This window comes from Gemmatimonadota bacterium (genome assembly GCA_041390125.1).
Classification (GTDB): Bacteria; Gemmatimonadota; Gemmatimonadetes; order Longimicrobiales; family Gaopeijiaceae; genus JAGQIF01.
This window is the reverse complement of record JAWKQN010000003.1, coordinates 317337-338430: the sequence shown is the minus strand read 5'-3', so window position 1 is coordinate 338430 and position 21094 is coordinate 317337. Positions and strand designations below refer to the sequence as shown.

16 protein-coding genes are annotated in these 21094 nt (G+C 72.4%); 8 read left to right on the top strand and 8 right to left on the bottom strand.

The features are described from left to right. Positions 1 to 16: 16 nt before the first annotated feature. On the bottom strand, positions 17 to 2911 hold the full coding sequence (locus tag R3E98_02970) for a HEAT repeat domain-containing protein (protein ID MEZ4422347.1): 2895 nt from the start codon (positions 2909 to 2911) through the stop codon (positions 17 to 19). A gap of 123 nt (positions 2912 to 3034) precedes the next feature. On the opposite strand from R3E98_02970, the gene R3E98_02965 reads away from it, so the two are divergent. The 5 genes from R3E98_02965 (at position 3035) to R3E98_02945 (ending at position 10039) form a co-directional block, all read left to right on the top strand. Continuing rightward, on the top strand, positions 3035 to 4036 hold the full coding sequence (locus tag R3E98_02965) for an MBL fold metallo-hydrolase (GenBank protein ID MEZ4422346.1): 1002 nt from the start codon (positions 3035 to 3037) through the stop codon (positions 4034 to 4036). 125 nt (positions 4037 to 4161) lie between these two features. Beyond that, positions 4162 to 7158, top strand: coding sequence for a hypothetical protein (locus tag R3E98_02960; protein MEZ4422345.1), 2997 nt, complete (start codon positions 4162 to 4164; stop codon positions 7156 to 7158). A gap of 68 nt (positions 7159 to 7226) precedes the next feature. Continuing rightward, entirely contained in the window at positions 7227 to 7664 is a 438-nt protein-coding gene (locus tag R3E98_02955) for a flavin reductase family protein (GenBank protein ID MEZ4422344.1), read from the top strand. 165 nt (positions 7665 to 7829) lie between these two features. After that, entirely contained in the window at positions 7830 to 8999 is a 1170-nt protein-coding gene (locus tag R3E98_02950; GenBank protein ID MEZ4422343.1) for a PQQ-dependent sugar dehydrogenase, read from the top strand. Next, positions 8996 to 10039 carry an SDR family oxidoreductase gene (locus tag R3E98_02945; protein ID MEZ4422342.1) on the top strand — a complete coding sequence of 348 codons (1044 nt, stop codon included), beginning with the start codon at positions 8996 to 8998 and terminating at the stop codon, positions 10037 to 10039. Before R3E98_02950 ends, R3E98_02945 begins: the two co-directional genes overlap by 4 nt. A gap of 3 nt (positions 10040 to 10042) precedes the next feature. On the opposite strand, the gene R3E98_02940 is transcribed toward R3E98_02945, so the two are convergent. Next, the gene (locus tag R3E98_02940; GenBank protein MEZ4422341.1) at positions 10043 to 12514 is read right to left on the bottom strand and encodes a CehA/McbA family metallohydrolase; all 2472 of its coding nucleotides are present in this window, start codon (positions 12512 to 12514) and stop codon (positions 10043 to 10045) included. Positions 12515 to 12566: 52 nt separating this feature from the next. After that, entirely contained in the window at positions 12567 to 13403 is an 837-nt protein-coding gene (locus tag R3E98_02935) for a DUF4159 domain-containing protein (GenBank protein ID MEZ4422340.1), read from the bottom strand. A gap of 209 nt (positions 13404 to 13612) precedes the next feature. Here R3E98_02935 and R3E98_02930 point away from each other — a divergent pair, with 209 nt between their 5' ends. Together R3E98_02930 and R3E98_02925 are read left to right on the top strand one after the other, a co-directional pair. After that, positions 13613 to 15010, top strand: coding sequence for an amidohydrolase family protein (locus R3E98_02930; GenBank protein MEZ4422339.1), 1398 nt, complete (start codon positions 13613 to 13615; stop codon positions 15008 to 15010). Beyond that, entirely contained in the window at positions 15007 to 16059 is a 1053-nt protein-coding gene (locus tag R3E98_02925; protein MEZ4422338.1) for a lyase, read from the top strand. The genes R3E98_02930 and R3E98_02925 overlap by 4 nt, the downstream gene beginning before the upstream one ends. Positions 16060 to 16173: 114 nt before the next feature. Here the strand turns inward: R3E98_02925 and R3E98_02920 are convergent, their stop codons facing one another. The 3 genes from R3E98_02920 to R3E98_02910 are packed head-to-tail and all read right to left on the bottom strand — an operon-like array spanning position 16174 to position 18790. Further along, positions 16174 to 16830 (bottom strand): pyridoxamine 5'-phosphate oxidase family protein, encoded by a 657-nt coding sequence (locus R3E98_02920; protein ID MEZ4422337.1) that lies wholly within the window; start codon positions 16828 to 16830, stop codon positions 16174 to 16176. Further along, positions 16827 to 18530, bottom strand: a complete 1704-nt coding sequence (locus tag R3E98_02915; protein ID MEZ4422336.1) for a sodium:solute symporter family protein — start codon at positions 18528 to 18530, stop codon at positions 16827 to 16829. The genes R3E98_02920 and R3E98_02915 overlap by 4 nt, the downstream gene beginning before the upstream one ends. Further along, entirely contained in the window at positions 18527 to 18790 is a 264-nt protein-coding gene (locus R3E98_02910; protein ID MEZ4422335.1) for a DUF4212 domain-containing protein, read from the bottom strand. Before R3E98_02910 ends, R3E98_02915 begins: the two co-directional genes overlap by 4 nt. Positions 18791 to 18955: 165 nt before the next feature. Between R3E98_02910 and R3E98_02905 the strand changes: the two genes are divergently transcribed. Further along, complete coding sequence (locus tag R3E98_02905; GenBank protein ID MEZ4422334.1) at positions 18956 to 19735, top strand: DUF1295 domain-containing protein; 780 nt, start codon at positions 18956 to 18958, stop codon at positions 19733 to 19735. 175 nt (positions 19736 to 19910) lie between these two features. Here the strand turns inward: R3E98_02905 and lysM are convergent, their stop codons facing one another. Next, entirely contained in the window at positions 19911 to 20393 is a 483-nt protein-coding gene (gene lysM / locus R3E98_02900; GenBank protein ID MEZ4422333.1) for a peptidoglycan-binding protein LysM, read from the bottom strand. 37 nt (positions 20394 to 20430) lie between these two features. Beyond that, complete coding sequence (locus R3E98_02895; protein ID MEZ4422332.1) at positions 20431 to 21033, bottom strand: DUF937 domain-containing protein; 603 nt, start codon at positions 21031 to 21033, stop codon at positions 20431 to 20433. Positions 21034 to 21094 lie beyond the last annotated feature (61 nt).

The following is a 21094-nucleotide window of genomic DNA, read 5'->3' as shown; positions in this document are numbered from 1 at the left end:
CGGGGCGCCGGAGAGGTCAGAGACGACCCACGAGCGCCCGGGCGGCTGCGGCCACCTCGGCGTTCTTGTCGTCCACCGCCTGCCGGATGAGATCGCTGGCGTGGGGCGTGCCCATCCCGGCCAGCGCGCGGTAGGCGGCGATGCGCACGGCGGTGGCGGGACGGAAGAAGAAGCTGCCGAGCGCGCGCTTCTCGATCGCGGGCACGGCCGAAGGATCGGCGATCTGCCCGAGCGAGCGCAGGATCACCATCTGGAAGTCGTCGCTCTTCTCGGCGTCCAGGAGCTCCAGCAGCGGGCGCAGCGCGCGAGGCACGCGCAGATGGCCGAGCGCCATGGCGGCGGCCTCGCGTACCTGCGCGTCGGGATCCTCGACGATGGACAGCAGCCGCGTCCCGGCCTCCTCCCCGCCGATCCGGGCCATGGCCATCACGGTGGCCCGGCGCACGCGCGCGTCGGGGTGGGCGAGCGCCGGCGTGAGGCGATCGACCGCGCCCGGCCCGCCCACCTCGCCCAGGATGTCGACCCCGTTGCGGACGATGAACCAGCGCGAGTCCTCGAGCATGGGCACGGCGACGGCGTGGCCGTGCTCGCCCATGGTGAACAGCGCGTCCAGGTAGTTGCGGCGGGCCGCCCGCGGTGGGACCTCGGAGAGCTCGTTGGCCAGAGGCACGGCCATGAGGTCGGCGAGCTGCCGCGCGATGGCCAGGCCACGCGCCCGATCGTCGTCGCCCTTGGCGTCCCCCAGGCGCTGGACGAGGGCCCGCACCACCGGAGGCCGGCACAGCGACCGCGCGAGCGTGACGGAGCCCTCCGGCTTCGCCTCGCCGCCCAGCAGCAGCGCCTCCACCGCGTCGCACACCGCGTCGTGTCCGTCATCCGCCGCCAGGCGGTCGGCCCGCTCCAGGATGGCGGCCCGCACGGCGGGACGCCGTCCCGCGGGCGCCGTCAGGAACGCGATGGCCAGCTCGGCCAGCGTCTGGTAGCTGTCGGCCAGGAAGGGCGCGCTCAGCTCCACGGGAGCGGCGCTCACGGCGGGCAGGTCGGCGGCCAGATCCAGCACGGGCTCGAGCACGGCCACGGGTGCCGGATCGGGCGCCAGGCTGGCGATGGGCACGGCCGCGCTCGCGCTCGGCACCGGACGGGGCCGCGCGGCCGGCTCGACCTCGTCGAGGCGCTCGATGGACTCTTGCCGCTCGGACGCGGGACCGGGCACCGGAACGCCCTGCCCCAATCCGCCCAGCGGGTCGAACGAGGGGGTGCCGCGGGGCTCCTCCAGCTCGGCGATCGCGCGCCGGAAGGCGGCGATCTGCGCAAGATCGCGGTCCGAGCGGATCATCCGGCCCGACCACGGGTCCCGGCCCAGCCGCTCCCGGTCGGGGAGGTCGTGCAGCGCAGGGGTGGTGCCGTCCGTCGCCGCGGGGACCGCGGGGTCCTCGCGCTCCGGCAGATCCAGGGGCAGGACCGCGGAGACCGGCGCGGCGGGCCCGGGAACCGCATCGGGCCCGGGGACCGCGTCCCTCTCAGGGGCCGCGTCGAGTTGAGGGGCCGCGTCGAGCTCGGGGGCCGCGTCGAGCCCAGGGGCCGCGTCGAGCTCGGGGGCCGCGTCGAGCTCGGGGACACGCTCCTCCGACGGCACGACCGCCTCGGGCGGGAGGATCAGCGCGTCCTCGTCCGAGCCTTCGGCCAGCTCCGCGGCGCCGAGCAGGGTCCAGGTCTCCTCGACCAGGTCCACATCGGACTCGCCGTCCAGTGCGGGGACGGCCGGCTCCGCTTCGCCAGGGGCTTCCGACGCGTCCTCGTAGGGCGCGACCTCGTCCTCCAGCTCCGAGGGAGCGGACCAGAACCCGTCGACGTCCTCCCACGGCATGGGCGCCTCGTCGGCGCTCCAGTCCGCGTCCAGGCCGTCCATCCAATCGGCGGACGCGTCCTCCATCCACCCGTCGGCCGGTGTCGGCTCCACGAACGGATCGTCGCCCGGATCGGGGGCCAGGGACTCGATGTCGGTGGGATCGGCCTCGATCGTCCCGTCCTCGCGGGCATCCACCGCCGGCGCGGGCTCCGGTTCGGGGTCCCCGTCCTCACGGAAGGGGGCGGCGGTGTGCAGCCACTCCGCCTCCGGGAAGGGGCCGTCGAGGGGCTCGCGTACGGGCTCCGCGAACGCGTCCCACACGTCGTCGTCGGCCTGCTCGTCCTCCGGGGAGGGGGCCTCCAGGTCGAGGCGCTCGTCCACGGGGTCGAGGGGGTGGGCCGGGCCGGCCGGCAGAGGGGCCGCCGGCGCCGGCAGCGCGAACGGGTCGGCGCCGGGCGGCAGCAGCAGGAGGGGCTCGGCCCCGTACAGGGACGGCCCGTCCGGGGCGTGGAGGGCCATGTCCTCCAGGGCCTCCTCGACCACGGGCTCCCCCGGCTCTTCGGTGGGTCCCGTCGGGTCGGCCCATGCGTCCGCGGGGGTCCACTCCTCGGTGGGCTCGGGCAGCGCGGCGCCGTCGAACGCCACCTGGATCCGGGAGGCCGACTCCTCCTCCAGGAGCGCGTCCAGGGACCGCTCCGGGTCCAGGTGCGCCTGACGCAGCCCCGTCAGGAAGGCCTCGATCTGCCGCTCGTCCAGGGAGGCGGGCAGGCGCAGCGCCGTGACACCGACGCCCAACAGGTCCCGGCCCAGCTCCCGCAGGTACCCGTGCCGGTCGCCCAGGGCGCGGCCTCCGATGCGGAGCCCCGCCACGGCCACGTCGACATCCACCCGGACGGTGGCCCGGAGCCGGACGTCGCGGATGGCCTCTTGCACGGTGGCGTGCCGGATCGGAAAGATCTCCGACAGCGTGTACGCCCGCGCGAACGCCAGGACCAGGTCGTCGGCACCCATGTCCGACACCTGGCTCCCCTGCGATCCATGCAGCGGTCGTAGCGCTCCCATGCACTCCACTCCATCTATGGGCCGGGGAGAAGGAGCCGACTGCCTCGTCCTCCCGTGCCGCCCGGGCGCCGGGGGTCGCGCCGGTCACGGCCCGAAACACAAGGACTTCCGGAGGGTTCGCCCGTGTCAGGACCACCCATCCGACCCCGTCGGAAAGGCCCCAGAGGCAAGATCGGCGCCACACCGACGCGAAGGAGCCACACCCCGGCCGCGGCGGCCCTGCTGGTCGTGCTGCTCGTCGGCTGCGAAGCGGGCGCGCCCGCGCCTCCCGACCCCCTGGAAACCCCGGGGCGGACGCGCCTCGTGCTGCTCGGCACGGGGACGCCCAACGCCGATCCGGAGCGGTCGGGCCCGGCGCTGGCGATCGTCGTGGATTCGGCCTCCTACCTGGTGGACGCCGGGCCCGGCGTCGTGCGTCGTGCCGCAGCCGCCGCATCCCGCCATGGTCTGACCGGGCTCACCCCGCCCCGGCTCACCCACCTCTTCCTGACCCATCTGCACTCGGACCACACGGTGGGCGTCCCGGACGTCATGCTGTCTCCCTGGACCCTGGAGCGCACCGAGCCGCTGACCCTGCTCGGGCCGCCCGGCACGGCCGCCATGGCCGGGCATCTCCAGCAGGCCTACGCCGAAGACGTGCGCGTGCGCCTGGAGGGCCTCGAGCCCGCCAACCCCACGGGCTGGGAGACCCGGGCCCACGACGTGGAGCCGGGCGTGGTCTTCGAGGACGAGCGCGTGCGGGTGACGGCCTTCCGGGTCCCGCACGGCTCCTGGCAGGCCGCCTACGGCTACCGGTTCGACACGCCGGACCGGTCCATCGTGGTGTCCGGGGACACCGGGCCGGCGGACGCGGTGGCGCAGGCCTGCTCCGGCTGTGACGTGCTGGTCCACGAGGTCTACGCCAGCGACGGCTTCGGGACGCGACCCGGTCCCTGGCAGCGCTACCACTCCGCCTTCCACACCTCCGCGACGGAGGTGGGGCGCATCGCCGCGGAGGGGGGCGCCGGTATGCTGGTCCTGACGCACCATCTGCTCTGGGGCGCCACCGAGGCGTCCGTGCTCGCCGAGGTACGCACCCACTACCCGGGTCCGGTGTACTTCGGCAACGACCTGGACGTCTTCTGATGGGCGCCGCCCTCCGCTCGAGCGCTCACGCTCCTGCTGCGGGGCTCCCGCGCCCGCGTGGACGGCTCCACCCCCGCTTCGCATCTTCTCCACGCATCCGCTCGCACCTTCCTCCGGAGATCGCCGTGCATCCGTTCCGTTCCCCGCGCTCGACCCTGCTGTTCGCCGTGCTGGCCCTGGCCTTCGCGGCCCCGGACGCGCTGACCGCACAGTCGCTGGCGTCGGAGCACCTGTCCGGGCTTCCCTTCCGCACCATCGGTCCCGCCGCCATGAGCGGCCGGATCGTGGACCTGGCGGTGGTGGAGTCCGACCCCGACGTCTTCTACGTGGCCACCTCCACGGGAGGCGTGTGGAAGACCACGAATCGCGCGGTGACGCTCACGCCGGTCTTCGAGCACGAGAACACGCACTCGGTGGGAGCGATCACCGTCCACCAGCGCGACACCAGCATCGTCTGGGTGGGCACGGGGGAGCGGGCCTCGCGGCAGTCGTCCTCGTGGGGCGACGGGGTCTACAAGTCCACGGACGGCGGCACCACGTGGACGCACATGGGGCTGTCGGACTCCAAGCACATCGGCCGCATCGTGCTGCATCCCGACAACCCGGACATCGTGTGGGTGGCGGCGATGGGACACCTGTGGGGTCCCAACGAGGAGCGCGGCCTCTACAAGAGCACGGACGGCGGGCGCACGTGGACGCGGGTGCTGAACGTGGACCGGGACACGGGCGTGGTGGACGTGGCCCTCGATCCCTCCGATCCGAACACGCTCTACGCCTCCAGCTATCAGCGTCGGCGCCGGCCCTACGGCTTCAACGGCGGGGGACCGGGCAGCGCGCTGTGGAAATCCACGGACGGAGGGGAGACCTGGAACCGGCTGACCGGCAGCGGGATGGACAACGGGCTGCCCACCGGGGAGATGGGCCGCATCGGCATCTCCGTCTACCGGAGCGACCCCCGCATCGTGTATGTGTCCATCGAGCAGGGCGAGCGCTACAACGCGTCCACGGCCTACGAGCAACGCGCGGCGGGGATCTACCGCTCCGAGGACCGGGGCGCGACGTGGACACACATGGGCGATTGGAATCCGCGCCCGATGTACGCGAGCCAGATCCTGGTCGACCCCAGTGACGACCAGCGCATCTACATGGTCAACACGTATTCGTGGTCGGATGACGGCGGGAAGACCTTCACGGTGCCGGACCAGAGCCTGCACGGCGACGATCGGCTGGTGTGGGTCGACCCCACCGACTCCAACCACGTCATGAAGGCGGACGATGGCGGACTCGGCCTGAGCTGGGACCGGGGCGTGACCTGGCTCTACATCTCCGACCTGCCGGTCTCCCAGTTCTACCGCGTCACGTACGACCTCAACGACCCCTACCGGGTGTACGGCGGCCTGCAGGACAACGGCAGCTGGGGCGGGCCCAACCAGGTCTTCCGCTCGGAAGGGATCATCAACGCCGACTGGCAGCGCTACGGCGGCGGGGACGGCTTCCTCAACCTGGTGGACACCACCACCAACCGCTGGCTCTACACCGAGTCGCAGTACCTGGGGCTCGACCGCGTGGACCTGATCAGCGGCGAGCGCACGTCCATCCGCCCCGGCGACTCCATCGGCGCGATCGGTGGGCGGCGCAACTGGAGCACCTGGCCGGACCCCACGCTGCCGGACGAGCGTCTCGGCAACGCCATGGCGCCCGCCAACTGGGAGGGGCCGTTCCTGATCTCGCCGCACAACGCCGCCACGATCTACGCCGGGACCGACGTGCTGTGGCGCAGCCGCGACCGCGGGGAGCGCTGGGAGCACCTCGGCAATCTGACCACGGGCGTGAAGCGGCAGACGCTGCCCATCATGGGCCAGATGCCCGACTCCAGCACGCTCTCGCTGGACGATGGCATCCCGTACTACCCGACCCTCTCCGCCATCGCGGAGTCGCCGCTCCTGCCCGGGGTGCTGTACGTCGGCACGGACGACGGCCAGGTGCAGGTCTCGCGCGACGCGGGCGAGCGCTGGGAGGAGGTGTCGGCCCGGCTGCCGGGACTGCCGGACGATGCCTGGATCAACGACATCGAGGTGTCGCGACACGCGCCCGGCCGCGCGTACGTGTCCGCCAACAACTACCGCAACGACGACTACGCCAACTACCTGTACCGGACGGACGACTTCGGACGCACCTGGCGCGCCATCACCGGGGATCTGCCGGCCGAGCGCGTGGTGCGCGTGTTGCGCGAGGACCTGGACCGCGGCGACGTGTTGTACCTCGGCACCGAGTTCGGTCTGTGGTACTCGATGGACGCCGGCGCGCACTGGGTGGAGCTGCGCTCCAATCTGCCGCTGCAGCCCATCAACGACATCCGCATCCATCCGCACGAGCGCGATCTGATCCTGGGCACGCACGGGCGCGGGATCTGGATCCTCGACCAGAACCTGGCCCTGTCCCATCTCACGCCGGACGTGATGGGCGCCCGGCTGCACGCCTTCCCCACCGTGCCGGCGCGGCAGATCCGCTACCGCTCGGAGCTGCCGCACACAGGGGACGTCTTCTACCAGGGCGAGAACCCGCCCGCCGCGGCGCTCGTCGACTACTGGCTGGGCGCCGACAGCGCACAGGTCGTGGCCACCGTCCTGGATCGCGACGGCACGCAGGTGGCGCGTGTGACGTCCACCGGCCAGCGCGGCCTGAACCGTCTGCAGTGGGACCTGCGGCACACGGCGGAGCGGCCGGCCGCGCCGCAGGGTCGGGCACGCCGCGGCCCGTCCGGCCCGCTGGTGGTGCCGGGCCTCTACACCGTGCGGCTGGAGAGCGGCGGCACCACCAGCGAGACGCAGGTGGAGGTGCGCGAGGATCCCCGGATCGACGCGTCCATCGGGACGCGGACGGCGTGGACGCAGATGCTGCTCGACCTGTACGCGCTCCGGCACGAGGCGGAGGCGCTGCAGGGCCGCGTGGCCGACGGCAACGAGCGCCTGCGCGCCGAGACCAACGAGCTCGTGAGCCGCATCAGCGGTCTCGTGGGGGAGGCGGAGGACCGCGTCGGTCCGCTCACCGCCGACCAGGCCAGCGAGCGCGCCTATTACGAGCGCATGCTGCGCACGCTGGGCGGAGAGGTGGGACGGTAGCCGCGCGCGCCGGAGACGCCGCTCCCGGTCCACCGGCCGGGAGCGGCGCGGACGCCTTCCGGGAGGCGCTGTCGCACTGGGCCTCCACCGTCGTGGTCATCGCGGTGCGGACCCCCGACCGCGTGCACGCCACCACGGCCACGTCCTTCATGCCGGTGGCGGCCGAGCCGCCCACCGTCGCCTGGGCGCTGGGGCCCGGCGCCCAGGTGTTGCCCTTCCTCGCGGTCGGGTCGTCCTGCGCGGTGAGCCTCCTCGCGGAGGGTCAACGCCGCGTGGCCGCCGACTTCGCCGATCCGTTCCCGGTGGGTCCCAGCCCGTTCCCGCGGGAGGGTCCTCCGGTCGTCGCCGGCGCGGTGGCCCACCTGCACTGCACCGTCACCGACGTGGACCCGGTGCCCGGCAACGGGCGCCTGCTACGCGCACGCGTGGACGCCGTCACGACGACGGGCGGCGCTCCCCTGCTCTATCTCCGGCGCGCCTACCGGACGGTGCACCCGGCGCCGTAGCTCGGACGCGGCCGGTCGTGCAGGCGACCGGCGGCCGGAACACGATGGGCGACGCGCCGCCGGCCGCGGTGGCGCCTCCACGGCCTCCGCGGGTCGGCATGCCCGTTGCGCCCCAGGGACTGCTCCCCCGCCGACCCCGTCCCTGGAGCCGCGCAGGAGGCCCCGATGCGTACCGTCCGAACACCCCATGCTTCGCTTCTCTCCCTCGTGGCCGTCGGTCTGGCCGGCGCGACCGCCTGCGCCGCCGCCGCGCAGCAGGACACGCGCACCGTCGAGACGGACGCAGGTCGCACGGTGGTGGAGCCGCTGGCCAGCGGGCTCGTCCACCCGTGGGGGATGGCGCTGCTCCCGGATGGGCGGCTGCTCGTCACCGAGCGCGCCGGACGCCTGCGCGTATGGAGCGCCGACGCCGGTCTGTCGGAGCCGGTGGCCGGGATCCCCGAGGTCTGGGCCAACGGCCAGGGCGGGTTGCTCGACGTCGCGCTCGCGCCCGACTTCGAGACGAGCCGCCTGGTCTACCTGTCCTACGCCCGACCGGGCCCGGATGGGGGTGCGGCCACGGCGCTCGGTCGCGCCCGCTTCGAGGACGACCGTCTGACGGGCTTCGAGCGCATCTTCACGGAGGAGCCCTGGATCGAAGGCCCCAACCACTTCGGCGGCCGCATCGTCTTCACGGATCGGGGGACGCTCTTCCTGACGCTCGGGGAGCGGTTCCAGTTCGATCCCGCCCAGGACACGACCAACCACCTGGGAACGGTGGTCCACCTGCAGATGGACGGGTCCATCCCGCAGGACAATCCCTTCGTGGGCGGCGCGGGCGCCGACGCCATCTGGTCGTACGGACACCGCAACATCGAAGCGGCCGCGCTCCATCCGGAGACGGGCGAGCTGTGGATCGCGGAGATGGGCCCGCGCGGCGGCGACGAGCTCAACCAACCCCAAGCGGGCCGCAACTACGGGTGGCCGCTCGTGAGCTGGGGCCGGCACTACGACGGGCGTGACATCCCGGACCCGCCGACCCGGCCGGAGCTGGCCGATGCCGCGGTGCACTGGACCCCGGTGATCTCCCCGTCCGGGATGGCCTTCTACCGCGGGGACGCGTTCCCCGCCTGGGAGGGAAGCGCGCTGATCGGCGGCCTGACGGCCGAGGGCCTGGTCCGGGTGACGATCGACGGCGACGCGGCCACCGAGGTCGAGCGCATCGCGCTGGGCGCGCGCATCCGGGACGTGGAGGTGGCCTCCGACGGCACCCTCTACGTGCTCACCGACCAGGAGGACGGGGATCTGTGGCGCCTCGCACCCGCGCGCGGGGCCGAGGCCGGAGCCGGTCGATGAGCGGCCGCACACGCGCGCTGCTGCTCGGCGCGGCCGCCGGCGGTGCGCTGGCCGCGGTGGCCGTGGCGCGGGCCCACCGGACGCGGTTCACCGGCGCGTCCGTCCTGATCACCGGGGGCTCGCGCGGGCTGGGTCTGGAGCTCGCCCGCGTATTCGCCGCCGAGGGCGCCCGACTCACGCTGATCGCGCGGGATGGGGAGGAGCTGCGGCGCGCGGCGCGCGCGCTCTCCGACGACGGCGCCGACGTGCAGACCCTCGAGTGCGACCTGCGCGACCCGGAGCGGATCCGCGCGGTGATGGAGACCATCGAGCAGGAGCGCGGCGGGGTGGACGTGCTCGTCAACAACGCGGGCGTCATCCAGGTCGGTCCCGCACCCCTCATGGACGTGGAGGACTTCGAGGAGGCCTTCGACGTGCACCTGTGGGGCCCGCTGCACCTGGTGCGCGCGGTCACGCCCGGCATGGCACGTCGTGGCCGCGGCCACATCGTCAACATCTCCTCCATCGGCGGTCTGGTGGCCATCCCGCACCTGCTGCCGTATGTCGCCAGCAAGTTCGCCCTGACCGGCTTCTCGGACGGGCTGCACACCGAGCTGGCGCCGCTGGGGATCCGGGTCACGACGGTGTGTCCCGGGCTGATGCGCACCGGCTCGCACCTGCACGCACAGTTCAAGGGGCAGCACGGGAAGGAGTACGGCTGGTTCTCCACGTCGGCGTCGGCACCGCTGCTGGCGATGGATGCGGCGCGGGCCGCACGGAAGATCGTGGACGCCGCGCGCAGCGGACGCGCACGCCTGGTGCTGACGCCGCAGGCGCGGCTGCTGGACGTGCTGGGCGCGCTTGCACCCGGCGCGGTGGCATTCGCGCTGCGCCAGGCCGCGAGCCTGCTGCCCGACGCCCGGGGCGTCGAAGCGCGCGAACGGCGCCAAGGCACCGAGGCGCGCGCCGACAGCCCGGTGCCGTCGTGGGTGACCCATCTCGGCGACGAGGCTGCGGATCGCAACAACCAGCGGCCGCACGTGCGACCGGCCGGCGTGTGACGCCTACCGGCTCCACTCCACCAGGCGCGCCCGCGCCGCCTGGAAGTGCGCATCCAGGCGCGGGGTGGGCGTGCTGCCGTAGCCCCGACGCAGGCTGGCGGTCGCGGCGTCCAGCGCCGTGAGGAGCACCGCCGCCGAGCGGCGGCGCGCCTCGGGATCCGTGGAGCCCACCCGTTCGATCCACACGGGCGCCGTGTGCGCGAACGCGTGCGTGTTCATGGCCGGCCAGGCCGTCACGGCGGGGCCGGTCACGCGCGCGGCCACCCACCCGCCGGCGGGCAACGTGAGCGTGCCCTCGTACCGGCGCCGCCCAACGCCGTCGGGGGCCCGCTCCGACCACACCACCTCTCCGTTCACCAGCAGCTCGACCCGCTCCGCGGGTACGGCGCTGGCCACGTCCAGGGTCCAGGGGGTGCGACCCGAGGGCACGACGTCCCCGGGCTGGGCGTCCCCGACCCGCAGCAGCACCATGGGCCCGGTGGTCACGAAGCTGCGTCCTTCCGCCAACCCGCGGAGATACTCCTGCAGGTCCGGCGCCCGCCCTTGCACCGGCGCACCGGTCCGGTCCACGGGGCGTACGTACGCGCGCGTCGTGCCCACCGCCATGGTGCGATAGAAGTTGTTCATCACGTCGGTGCCGGCCGTGGGAACGATCGGCAGCCCCACGTCCAGGAAGCGGTGCCACAGATCCGTGGTGCCCTCTTCGTTGCTCCACAGGCACGCGACCTCAAGACCGTCCAGGTCTCCGAGCACCGCGTCGGCGATCATCTCGACCGGGAGGGCGCCCGCGCTCTCGGCCGACGCGAACGGCTCCGGCCCCGACACCGGGTGCACGTAGACGGCCAGACCGCCTTCGGCGCGGGAGTGCGCGAGGGCCTCCGCGTTGGGCCGGTCGTCCGTGCCATACACCTCGTAGCCCGGTCCCCAGACCCACGGCCAGAAGAGCGTGCGGGTGCCGACCAGACCCAGGTGCCCCAGGAAATGCGAGCGCACCTCCTGTCCGAACACCGCGTAGGGCGGCGCGCCCCCGGCGCGCGTCTCCCACAGCGCCTGGTCCTCGAAACGGTTGTGCAGGTTGGCCAGCAGCGGCGTGACCACGTCCAGGTCCTCGGCGCGCGCCATGGGGATCAGGTCGCTCGGGTCCAGGCGGTACGTCCCGCCGTAGTTCAGGTGGAAGTGGTGCTCCCCCGACCACCAGCCTTCGGCACGCAGGTCGGCCACGGGGACCAGCCCGAGCTGGACCTCCGTCAGGCCACCCGGCTCGACGTCGGTCTCGGTCGGGTAGTCCGGGGTGAGCAGGCCATGCACCGCGTTCATCCGCACCACCCCGGCCGGGACCGTCCACTCCAGCACGCCCGGGCTGTAGACGAACACCTGCCCGGTCTGACCGTCGAAGCGCGGCTGGCCGGTGGGCGGCACCAGCGGATGTCCGTTCCCGTCCGTCACGGACAGCCGCGCCGCGGCCAGGCCCTCTTCGCCACGCACGCTCGTCAGCACACGCAGCGTACCGGTGGGCACGCCCCAGTCGCGCGCGCGGATCTCCACGCGCTCGACCGGTCCGCCTCCCGCTCCGACGCGGAAGAGCTGCATGGCCTCGTCGTCGGACGCCTCGCTGAAGTAGACGTGCGCACCGTCCGCCGAGAAGGATGGCGTGAGCGGCAACCCGCGCGCGCGCGTCAACCGCACCGTCGGGCCCGGCGCGTCGGTGGCGAGCAGACGCAGCTCCCACCCGTCCTCGGTGGGCCAGTTCACCGCCACGAGCCGGCCGTCGGGGCTCAGCGCCGGGGACGCCTGCGACGCGATGCTGCCCCGGAGCAGCGACGTGTCGGTGCCGTCCTGCAGATCGCGCACGCGGATCTCGTCCCCGCCGGCGCGCGACTTGGACAGGTAGACCAGGCGCCGGCCGTCCGGATGGGGCCGGGGCGCGCGTTCGAGCCCCTGGCCCTCGGTGATGCGCTCGGTGGTGCCGCTGGCGAGATCCAGCCGCCACAGGTCCAGGTCGCCCGCCCGGGCGGACGAGAAGTACAGCGTGCGTCCGTCCGGGGCGTACGCGGGATCGAGCACGATGGCGCCGTCGTCGACGAGCACGCGCTCGCTGCCGTCTTCGAGGTCGCGCTCCACGATCCGGAGCGCACGCGTGTCGTCCCGCACGAAGGCGAGGCGACGGCCGTCCGGGGACCACGCGGGCCGCGCGTCGATCCCGGCGCCCTCCGTGAGCCGGCGCGCGCGGCCCTCCGCGTCCACCTGCCACAGCCACCCCTCCGAGGCGACCGCGAGGCCGGCACCGTCGGGCGCGGGAGCGGCGTCGATGGGACCGGTCGTGAGCGTGGGCAGCTCGTAGCCTTCGAGATACACGTGGTGCCCGTAGCCGCGGACCTTCGGATAGCGGTTCGTCCACTGCGCCGACAGCGGAAGCGGGAGCAGCGGGACGGACAGCACGAGGGCGAACAGGACGCGGGGGACGGGGATGTGCATGGGCGTGGTCGGGTCCGTGCGCGAGGAGCGAGGTGGGTCGGGAATCGTGTGCTCAGTGCGTGAGCGCGTACAGCACCACGTTCACACCGATGCCGTAGGCGGCCGGCGAGAAGAGATAGAAGAACTGGTCGTCTTCGCCTTCACGCTCCCAGCCGTCGGCGATGTCGGTGTTGTGGGTCATCACCACGAGGAGGCGGCCGTCCTCGCCGTAGATGCCGCGCAGGTGGGGGACGGCGCTCTCGCGCCCCCGCTCCGACGTCTCGGTCCGCCCGCTGCGCCGCCAGAACTGGATGGAGGGGACCTGCGGCAGCGCATCCACCGAATAGAGCGTGGAGAGCATCTCGTGCGTGATGGGGATGTCCTGGATGGGATAGACCGCCGGCGGCAGCACGCGCCCGATCTCCTGCTCCCACTGCTCCCAGGCGAACTCGCCCCAGAAGTCGTCCACCCACAGGAAGCCACCCTTGAGCAGGTACGTGCGCAGCGCGCGCACCTCGTCGTCGGACAGGCCCATGGTGCCGACGTCGGACATGAACAGGAACGGGCAGCGGAAGAGGTCGGCGTGCGTGAGCTCCACCACGGAGTGGAAGGGCTCGTCGTTCTCCCAGCGCGCGATCTGCGTGGTGGTGAGCTGCGAGAAGCGCAGCATGAAGTTGCGGTCGGAGTCCGGGTAGTCCGTGTACCACCCCTGCCCCATCCACTCGCGACGCACGCTGCGGTAGACGCCGCGGCAGAAGGTCCACCCCGGTCGGGGAGCGTCGGAGGGCTTGAAGACGCGGGAGCGCGGACCCCGGAAGCCCCAGCCGTAGTCCTGGGCGGTGGCCGCCGCGGCGCACGCGAGCACCAGGAGCCCTCCCAGCGCCAGCGCGGTCCTGCGGCGTCGCAGCATGCGTCCTCCTCGGGGCCAGCCCGGTCGTGTTCCGCATGATCGGTGGGGGAGACGCTGCCCGGCAAGCGACGCTCCGCCCGCACCGGCCTCGGGCATCCCGAGGCGCGCCCCCGCGCATCTCCCAGGAGGCGCGGCCGCCCCCCGACCCGTAGATTGTATCGGCCACGCCATTCTGCGTTCCCGTCCTCTCCGGCTGAACGAGGTGTCGCATGGCCGATCTCCGTGGGCTCCCCCGCCTCACCCCGCTCGTGCTCGTGGCCCTGGCCGGCTGCGCTGCCGAGGCAGCGCCGCCGCCTGTCGCGGCGGACTACGCCATCGAAGGGGTGGCGGTCCTCCCGATGGACGGCTCCCCCGCGCTCGAGGGCCAGACGGTCCTCATCGAGGGCGATCGCATCGTGGCGCTGGGCGCCGGCACGCAGGTCTCCGTACCGGAGGGCGCGACCCGGATCGACGGCAGCGGCCGCTGGCTCATGCCGGGCCTGGCCGAGATGCATGCCCACGTGCCGGGGGGCAACGCACCCCGGCAGCTGCTCGAGGACATCCTGTTCCTCTACGTCGCCAACGGCATCACGACGATCCGCGGCATGCTGGGCGCGCCCGAGCAGCTCGGCTGGCGGGAGGAGATCGCGTCGGGCGCGTTGCTCGGGCCCACGTTCCTGGTGGGCGCACCGTCGCTGAACGGGAACACGGCACCCACGCCGGCGGACGCCGAGCGCCTGATCCGGGAGCATGCCGCCGCGGGCTACGACTTCCAGAAGATCCACCCGGGCGTGCCGCTGGACGCCTGGAACCGCATGGTGGAGGTGGCGCGCGAGGTCGGGTTCACGTATGGCGGCCACGTGCCTGAGGACGTGGGCCTGGAGCACGCGCTGCAGACCGGCATCGCCACCGTGGACCACATGGACGGCTTCCTGCAGGCCGCCATCCCGGAGGACGTGCAGCGGCGCTTCGCCGCCGAGCTGGGCGTCATCCCCACCGCGCGCATCCTGGACGCCGTGGACGACGCCCGGCTGCGCGAGCTCGTGCAGCGGACCCGGGAGGAGGGCGCCTGGGTGGTCCCGACCTCCTACCTGTGGGAGAACTTCTACCGCCCCCTCGATCCCGACTCGATGCTGGCGCTGCCGGAGATGCGCTACGTGCCCGCCTCGATGCGGCAGGGCTGGGTGCGGCAGAAGGCCGGGATGCCGGCCGAGAGCCCCGCGGTGGGCGAGCAGATGGCGCAGGTGCGGCTGGATCTGCTCCGCATGCTGCACGAGGCCGGCGTGCCGCTCCTGATGGGCACGGACTCGCCCCAGATGTACAACGTGCCCGGCTTCGCCCTGCACCACGAGATGCGCCTCATGGAGCAGGTGATGTCCCCCGAGGACGTGCTGGTCACGGGCACGCGCAACGTCGGCGACTACGTGGCCCGCTCGCTCGGCGGGGACGGCACGTTCGGCACGGTGGCCACGGGTCAGCGGGCCGACCTGCTGCTGCTGGAGGCCGATCCTCGCGAGACCGTCGCAAACGTGACACGGATGGCAGGCGTCTTTGTCCGGGGACGGTGGATCCCGGAGCAGGAGATCGCCCGGCAACTCGAACGCATCGGGGAGAGATACGCGCCATGAACGGACGAACGGAGACGTTGGGGCTGGTGCTGTGCGCGGCCGCGCTCGGGGCCGTGGCACCGCCGCAGGACGCGCGCGCGCAGGAGCTGTCGATCGACGAGTGGCAGGTGCCGTGGGAGCGCTCCCGGCCCCGGGACCCCTACGTGGGGCCGGACGGGCGCGTGTGGTTCGTGGGACAGGTGGGCAACTACGCCGCGGTGCTGGACCCCGAAACGGGTGAGTTCGAGCGGTTCGAGCTGGGCGAGGCGGCGGGCCCGCACAACCTGATCGTGGCCGACGACGGGAAGGTCTGGTACGCCGGCAACCTGGTGCGCCACATCGGCGTGCTGGATCCGGCCACGTCCCGGATCGATACGATCCCCATGCCGGACGAGCGCGCGCGCGACCCGCACACGCTGGTCTGGACGGAGGAAGGCGACATCTGGTTCAGCGTGCAGAACGGCAACTTCGTGGGCTTCCTGGACCGCGAGAGCCGGGAGGTCCGCCTGGTGGAGGCGCCGCAGGCGCAGACCTCGCGGGGCATGGGCTCCAGCCGGCCCTACGGCATCAAGATGGACAGCGAGGGGAACCCCTGGATCGTCCTGTTCAACACGAATCGGATCGCGACGGTGGATCCCGCCACGTTCGAGATGAAGACCTTCGAGCTTCCGGAAGGCGCGCGGCCCCGGCGCCTGGAGATCGACTCCAACGACATCCTCTGGTACGTGGACTACGCGCGGGGCAAGCTGGGCCGGTTCGACCCCGCGGACGGCGCGGTGAAGGAGTACGACAACCCGTCCGGCGCGGAGGCGCGGCCCTACGGCATGGCCATCGACGCCGGCGACCGCATCTGGTTCGTGGAGACGGGGGTGCAGCCCAACCGCTTCGTCGGCTTCGATCCGGCGACCGAGCGCTTCTTCAGCGCTGCGGACGTGCCGAGCGGCGGCGGGACCATCCGGCATATGTACTATGATGCGGACGAACACGTGGTCTGGTTCGGGAGCGACGCCAACACCATCGGACGGGCCACGCTGCCGCCGGTGCGGGGGCGGAGGGTCAGCCAGCGCTGACGCGTTCCGCGCGTGGACGCCAAACGCCCGGGTCGCGCACGCGGCCCGGGCGTTTTCCGTGGGTGCCATCGTGTCGGCGGCGTGCGTGGGCGCCCGCCGGGCACACCGCCCGTCCTACCAGGGGAACCCGCCGTCCGGCACCGTGAACGCACCCGGGAAGTCGGGGTCCTCCTGCTTGCGCTTGCCGCTCCAGGCCTCGATGTCGATCCGGTAGACCGCGGTGCGCTTGAGCTCCTCCGGCACGATGGGCCGGTAGTCGCGCCCGGGCCGCAGATGCGGAGCGTAGCGATCCAGCAGGAGCTGCAGGCCCAGCTCCTTCTCGGTGGGATCCTCCACCACGTGCCCGCGCCCGAACACCGTCACGCCCGCGTACTCCACGCTGAACTCGAGGGCCTCGTCGGCGGGGAGCATCCGCCCCATCGTGGCCACCGCGAAGCACACCCGGTCGTCGCCGTCCAGGTTGGTGCGCGTCCGGCCCAGACGCGCGGTGTGCATCCAGATGGCGTGCCGGTCCTCGTCGTACACGAACAGGTTGGAGTTCAGGAAGGGCTGACCGTCGGAGACGGTGGCCAGGAACCCCCAGGGCGCGCGCCGGAGCGCGCTGCGGATCCAGTCGTCCTCGAGCGCCCGGTCGCGACGGCGCACCCGGGCGCGCCCGTCGGACGCGGTGTCGTCGGCACCGAGGTCCTCCGGCCGGGGGTCCTCCTCCGGGGCCAGCCCTCCCGCTCCCTCGCCGTCCGGCCCGGGGCCCACCTCGTCGCGCGCGCTCACGCGTGCAGATCCTGCGGCGCCGCCGCGCCCTTCGGCACGCGGATATGCTCCACCATCTCCTGCACGTGCGCGGGAGGAGGGGGCGTCACGAGCGCCACCGACACCGCCACGACGAAGTTCAGCACCATGCCCACCGTCCCGATGCCCTCCGGGGAGATCCCGAACCACCAGTGCTCGGCGGTGTTGCTGGCGGGATCGACGAACTTGAACCAGACGATGTACGCCGCCGTGAAGCAGATCCCTACGATCATGCCGGTGATGGCGCCCTCGCGGTTCATGCGTCGCCAGAAGATGCCGAGCACCAGGGCCGGGAAGAACGAGGAGGCCGCGAGCCCGAACGCGAAGGCCACCACCTCGGCCACGAAGCCGGGCGGATTGATGCCGAGCCAGGCGGCCACGAGGACGGCCACCGCGGCGGCCACCCGGGCGGCGATGAGCTCCAACCGCTCGGTGATCTGCGCCGCGAAACCGCGTTTGAGCAGATCATGGCTGACCGCGGACGAGATCACCAGGAGCAGCCCGGCCGCGGTGGACAACGCGGCCGCGAGGCCCCCCGCGGCCACCAGCCCCACCACCCAGGCGGGCAGGCCCGCGATCTCGGGATTGGCCAGCACCATGATGTCACGATCGATGGTCAGCTCGTTGGGGACGTCCGCCCGGGGTCCCACGTACTGGATGAGCCCGTCCCCGTTGGCGTCGTCGAACGCGATGAGGCCCGTGTCCTCCCAGGTGGAGAACCAGCCCGGCATCTCCGCGTAGGGCTGCCCGGCCACGGTGTCCAGCAGGTTCAGCCGCGCGAACACCGCGACCGCGGGCGCCGTCGTATACAGGATGGCGATGAACACCAGGGCCCACCCGGCCGAGATGCGCGCATCGCGCACGCGCGGCACGGTGAAGAAGCGGATGATCACGTGCGGCAGGCCGGCCGTCCCCACCATGAGGGCCGCCGTGATGGCGAACACGTCCAGCGTGGACTTGGCGCCGCTCGTGTAGGGCGCGAAGCCCAGCTCGGCGTGCAGCCCGTCCAGGCGGTCGAGCAGGAACGCGGAGCCGCCCACCTCGCGCGCGCCGAACCCGAGCTGGGGGATGGCCGTGCCCGCGACCAGCATCGAGATGAAGATGGCGGGCACCAGGTACGCGAAGATCAGCACGCAGTACTGCGCCACCTGCGTGTACGTGATGCCCTTCATGCCGCCCAGCACGGCGTAGAAGAACACCAGCGCCATGCCGATCAGCACGCCCGTGGTGATGTCCACCTCCAGGAAGCGGCTGAAGACGATCCCCACCCCGCGCATCTGGCCAGCCACATACGTGAACGACACGAAGATGGCGCAGACCACCGCCACCACGCGGGCCACCTGCGAGTAGTAGCGGTCCCCGACGAAGTCGGGCACGGTGAACTGCCCGAACTTGCGCAGGTAGGGCGCGAGCAGCAGCGCCAGCAGCACGTAGCCGCCCGTCCACCCCATCAGGTAGACGGAGCCGTCGTAGCCCAGGAAGGAGATCAACCCCGCCATCGAGATGAAGGACGCCGCGGACATCCAGTCCGCCGCGGTGGCCATGCCGTTGGCGAGCGGGGAGACCCCACCGCCCGCGACGTAGAACTCGCGCGTGGAGCCGGCGCGGGCCCAGATGGCCACACCGATGTACAGCGCGAAGGACAGCCCCACGATCAGGAAGGTCCAGGCCTGGACGCTCATTCCTCCGCGACCCCGTGGCGGCGGTCCAGCCGGTTCATCAGGGCCACGTAGACGAAGATCAGCGCCACGAACACGTAGATCGAGCCCTGCTGCGCGAACCAGAAGCCCAGCGGGAAGCCGGTGCCCGGGATGCGGATGCGGTCCAGGGGCTCGGCCCACAGGATGCCGAAGCCGTACGAGCTGACGAACCAGACGACCAGGAGCACCACCAGGTACCGCAGGTGGGTCTTCCAGTAGGCCCGGGCGCCGGGTGCCACCATGCCTGCCCTCCGGTCGGGGAAGGCGGCAAGATGGAGCGGCCCCCGGGTCGTCGCCACCCCGACGCCTGGACGCTCTCCCGGAGCGGACCGCGCGCGTGCGGCCCTACCGCCCAAACCCCGCGCGCGTAGCCCGGGCCTTGGGCCCCGTGGTACCTTCCGCGGCCGATGACGACCCTCCACCTGCTCCTGCCGGCGCTCGCGGGACTTCTCGCGGGCTCCACCCTGCTCTGGCTCCTGAGCCTGGTCCGCAGGGATGCCAGCCTCATCGACCTGTTCTGGGGCCTGGGCTTCGTGCTGGTGGCCGGCTGGTACTCGACGGTGAGCGGGCCGGCCACGTCGAGAAGCATCCTGCTCCTGGTCCTGGTGTCCGTCTGGGGGCTCCGGCTGAGCGTGCACCTGGCGCGCCGGAACCTCGGCCGCGGCGAGGACTTCCGCTACGCGGCCATGCGGCAGCGCTGGGGCAGGGCCTTCCCGATCGTGAGCCTCTTCACCGTCTTCTGGCTGCAGGCCGTCCTCCTGTGGGTCGTCTCCTTCCCACTGTGGCAGGCGCAGCGCGGGTATGCGCGCGCGCCGCTCGGCATCTTCGACCTGATCGGCGTGGTGCTGTGGGGCACGGGCTTCTTCTTCGAAGCGGTGGCGGACCGACAGCTCGCGCGGTTCCGGCGCGATCCGGCCAACGCGGGACAGGTGCTGGACCAGGGCCTGTGGCGCTACTCACGCCATCCGAACTACTTCGGCGACGCGGTGCTCTGGTGGGGGTTCTACCTGATCGGGATGGGTGCGCCGGGAGGCTGGTGGACGTTCGTCAGCCCGGTCCTGATGACGCTGCTGCTGATGCGCGTCTCCGGTGTGCCGCTGCTGGAGGAGACGCTCTCGCAGACCAAGCCCGACTACCGTCACTACACGGACAAGACGTCGGCCTTCTTCCCCTGGTTCCCGCGCTGAGTCGGATCCGCTCGGCGCGCGTCCCACGGACCTGGCGCCTGGAACGACCGCGTCCCCGGCCCCACCGCCTGGAACGACCACGGGGCCGGCCCGATTGCTCGGACCGACCCCGATCCCGCGCCGTCCCGCCGCACGGAGGCGACGAGCCGCGACGCCCGACGTAAAAGGGGGGCGCCTAGGCGTCGACCGCGGGGATTCTCAACACCTGACCCGGATAGATCTTGTCCGGATCCGACAGCATGGGCCGGTTGGCCTCGAAGATGGTCGGGTACTTCATGGCGTCGCCGTAGTGCTCCTTGGCGATCTTCGACAGCGTGTCGCCGCTCTTCACGGTGTACATGCGTGCGGGCGGCGTGGGGTTGTCCACCGTCAGGCGATCGTCCACGCGTGCGACGCCGTGCACGTTGCCCACACCGATCACGATGTTCTCGCGGACCGCCGTGCTCTGCACCGTACCCGTGATGGTCGCGGTGCCGTCGTCGAACGTGATCTTGAGATCGTCGACCGGCAGCCCCATCCCCTTCACGTAGCGGAGCAGCTCGTTTCCTTTGCGCAGCTCCTCGAGCTGCTCGTCCTTGGCGGCCTCGCTGGCCGCGGCCTTGTCACCGCCGCCGAAGACCTTGGCTCCCGCATCCTTCACGAAATCGATCAGTCCCACCCGTCTCTCCTTCCGGTTCGCGTTCCCGACCCCGGGGTCAGGGGCGCTTGAACAGACTGCCCAGGACACCCTTGCCGATCCGTCCGACGACGTCGTCGACGATGGAGCCGTCCCCGTCCTTGTCCAGGAGGGAACCCATGAGCCCCATCTCGGGCGCCTTCTGGCGCATCACCTTCTCCTCCCCGCGCAGCATGTCGCTGAGCCCGCCCGTGTCGAGCTGCCGCTCCCGCTTGGCCTTGCCCAGCGCGCCCATCACCACGGGCGCCAGCATGGCCATCAGCTTGGTGATCTGCTGCGGATCGAGACCGGCGGCCTGACCGACGGCCGTCTCCACCGGCGCCCGGTGGGCTCCCAGGGCGTGGCCCAGGATCTTCTCGCCGTCGTCCGTCCGACCCTGGCCCAGGAAGCCCGCGAGGTCGTCCATGACATTGCCGTCGTGGTCGCGGTCCAGCGCCGCCAGCAGGGAGCTGGCCCCCTCCGGCCGCCCGGCGTTCTTGGCCAGGGCGCCCAGGATCATGGGAAGGGCGGCGGCCGCCGCGGTGCGGGTCGCCTGTTCGTCAGCGCCTACGGCCTGGCCGAGCTGGCGCGTGATCTGTGGGTTGAGGACCTGGCCCGCGAGGGCTTCGATCAGGGACGACATGTCGGGATCCTTTCCGCCGGTCGTGCTCCGTGGGGTCGCGCAAAGAGCCCGGAAGGTACCG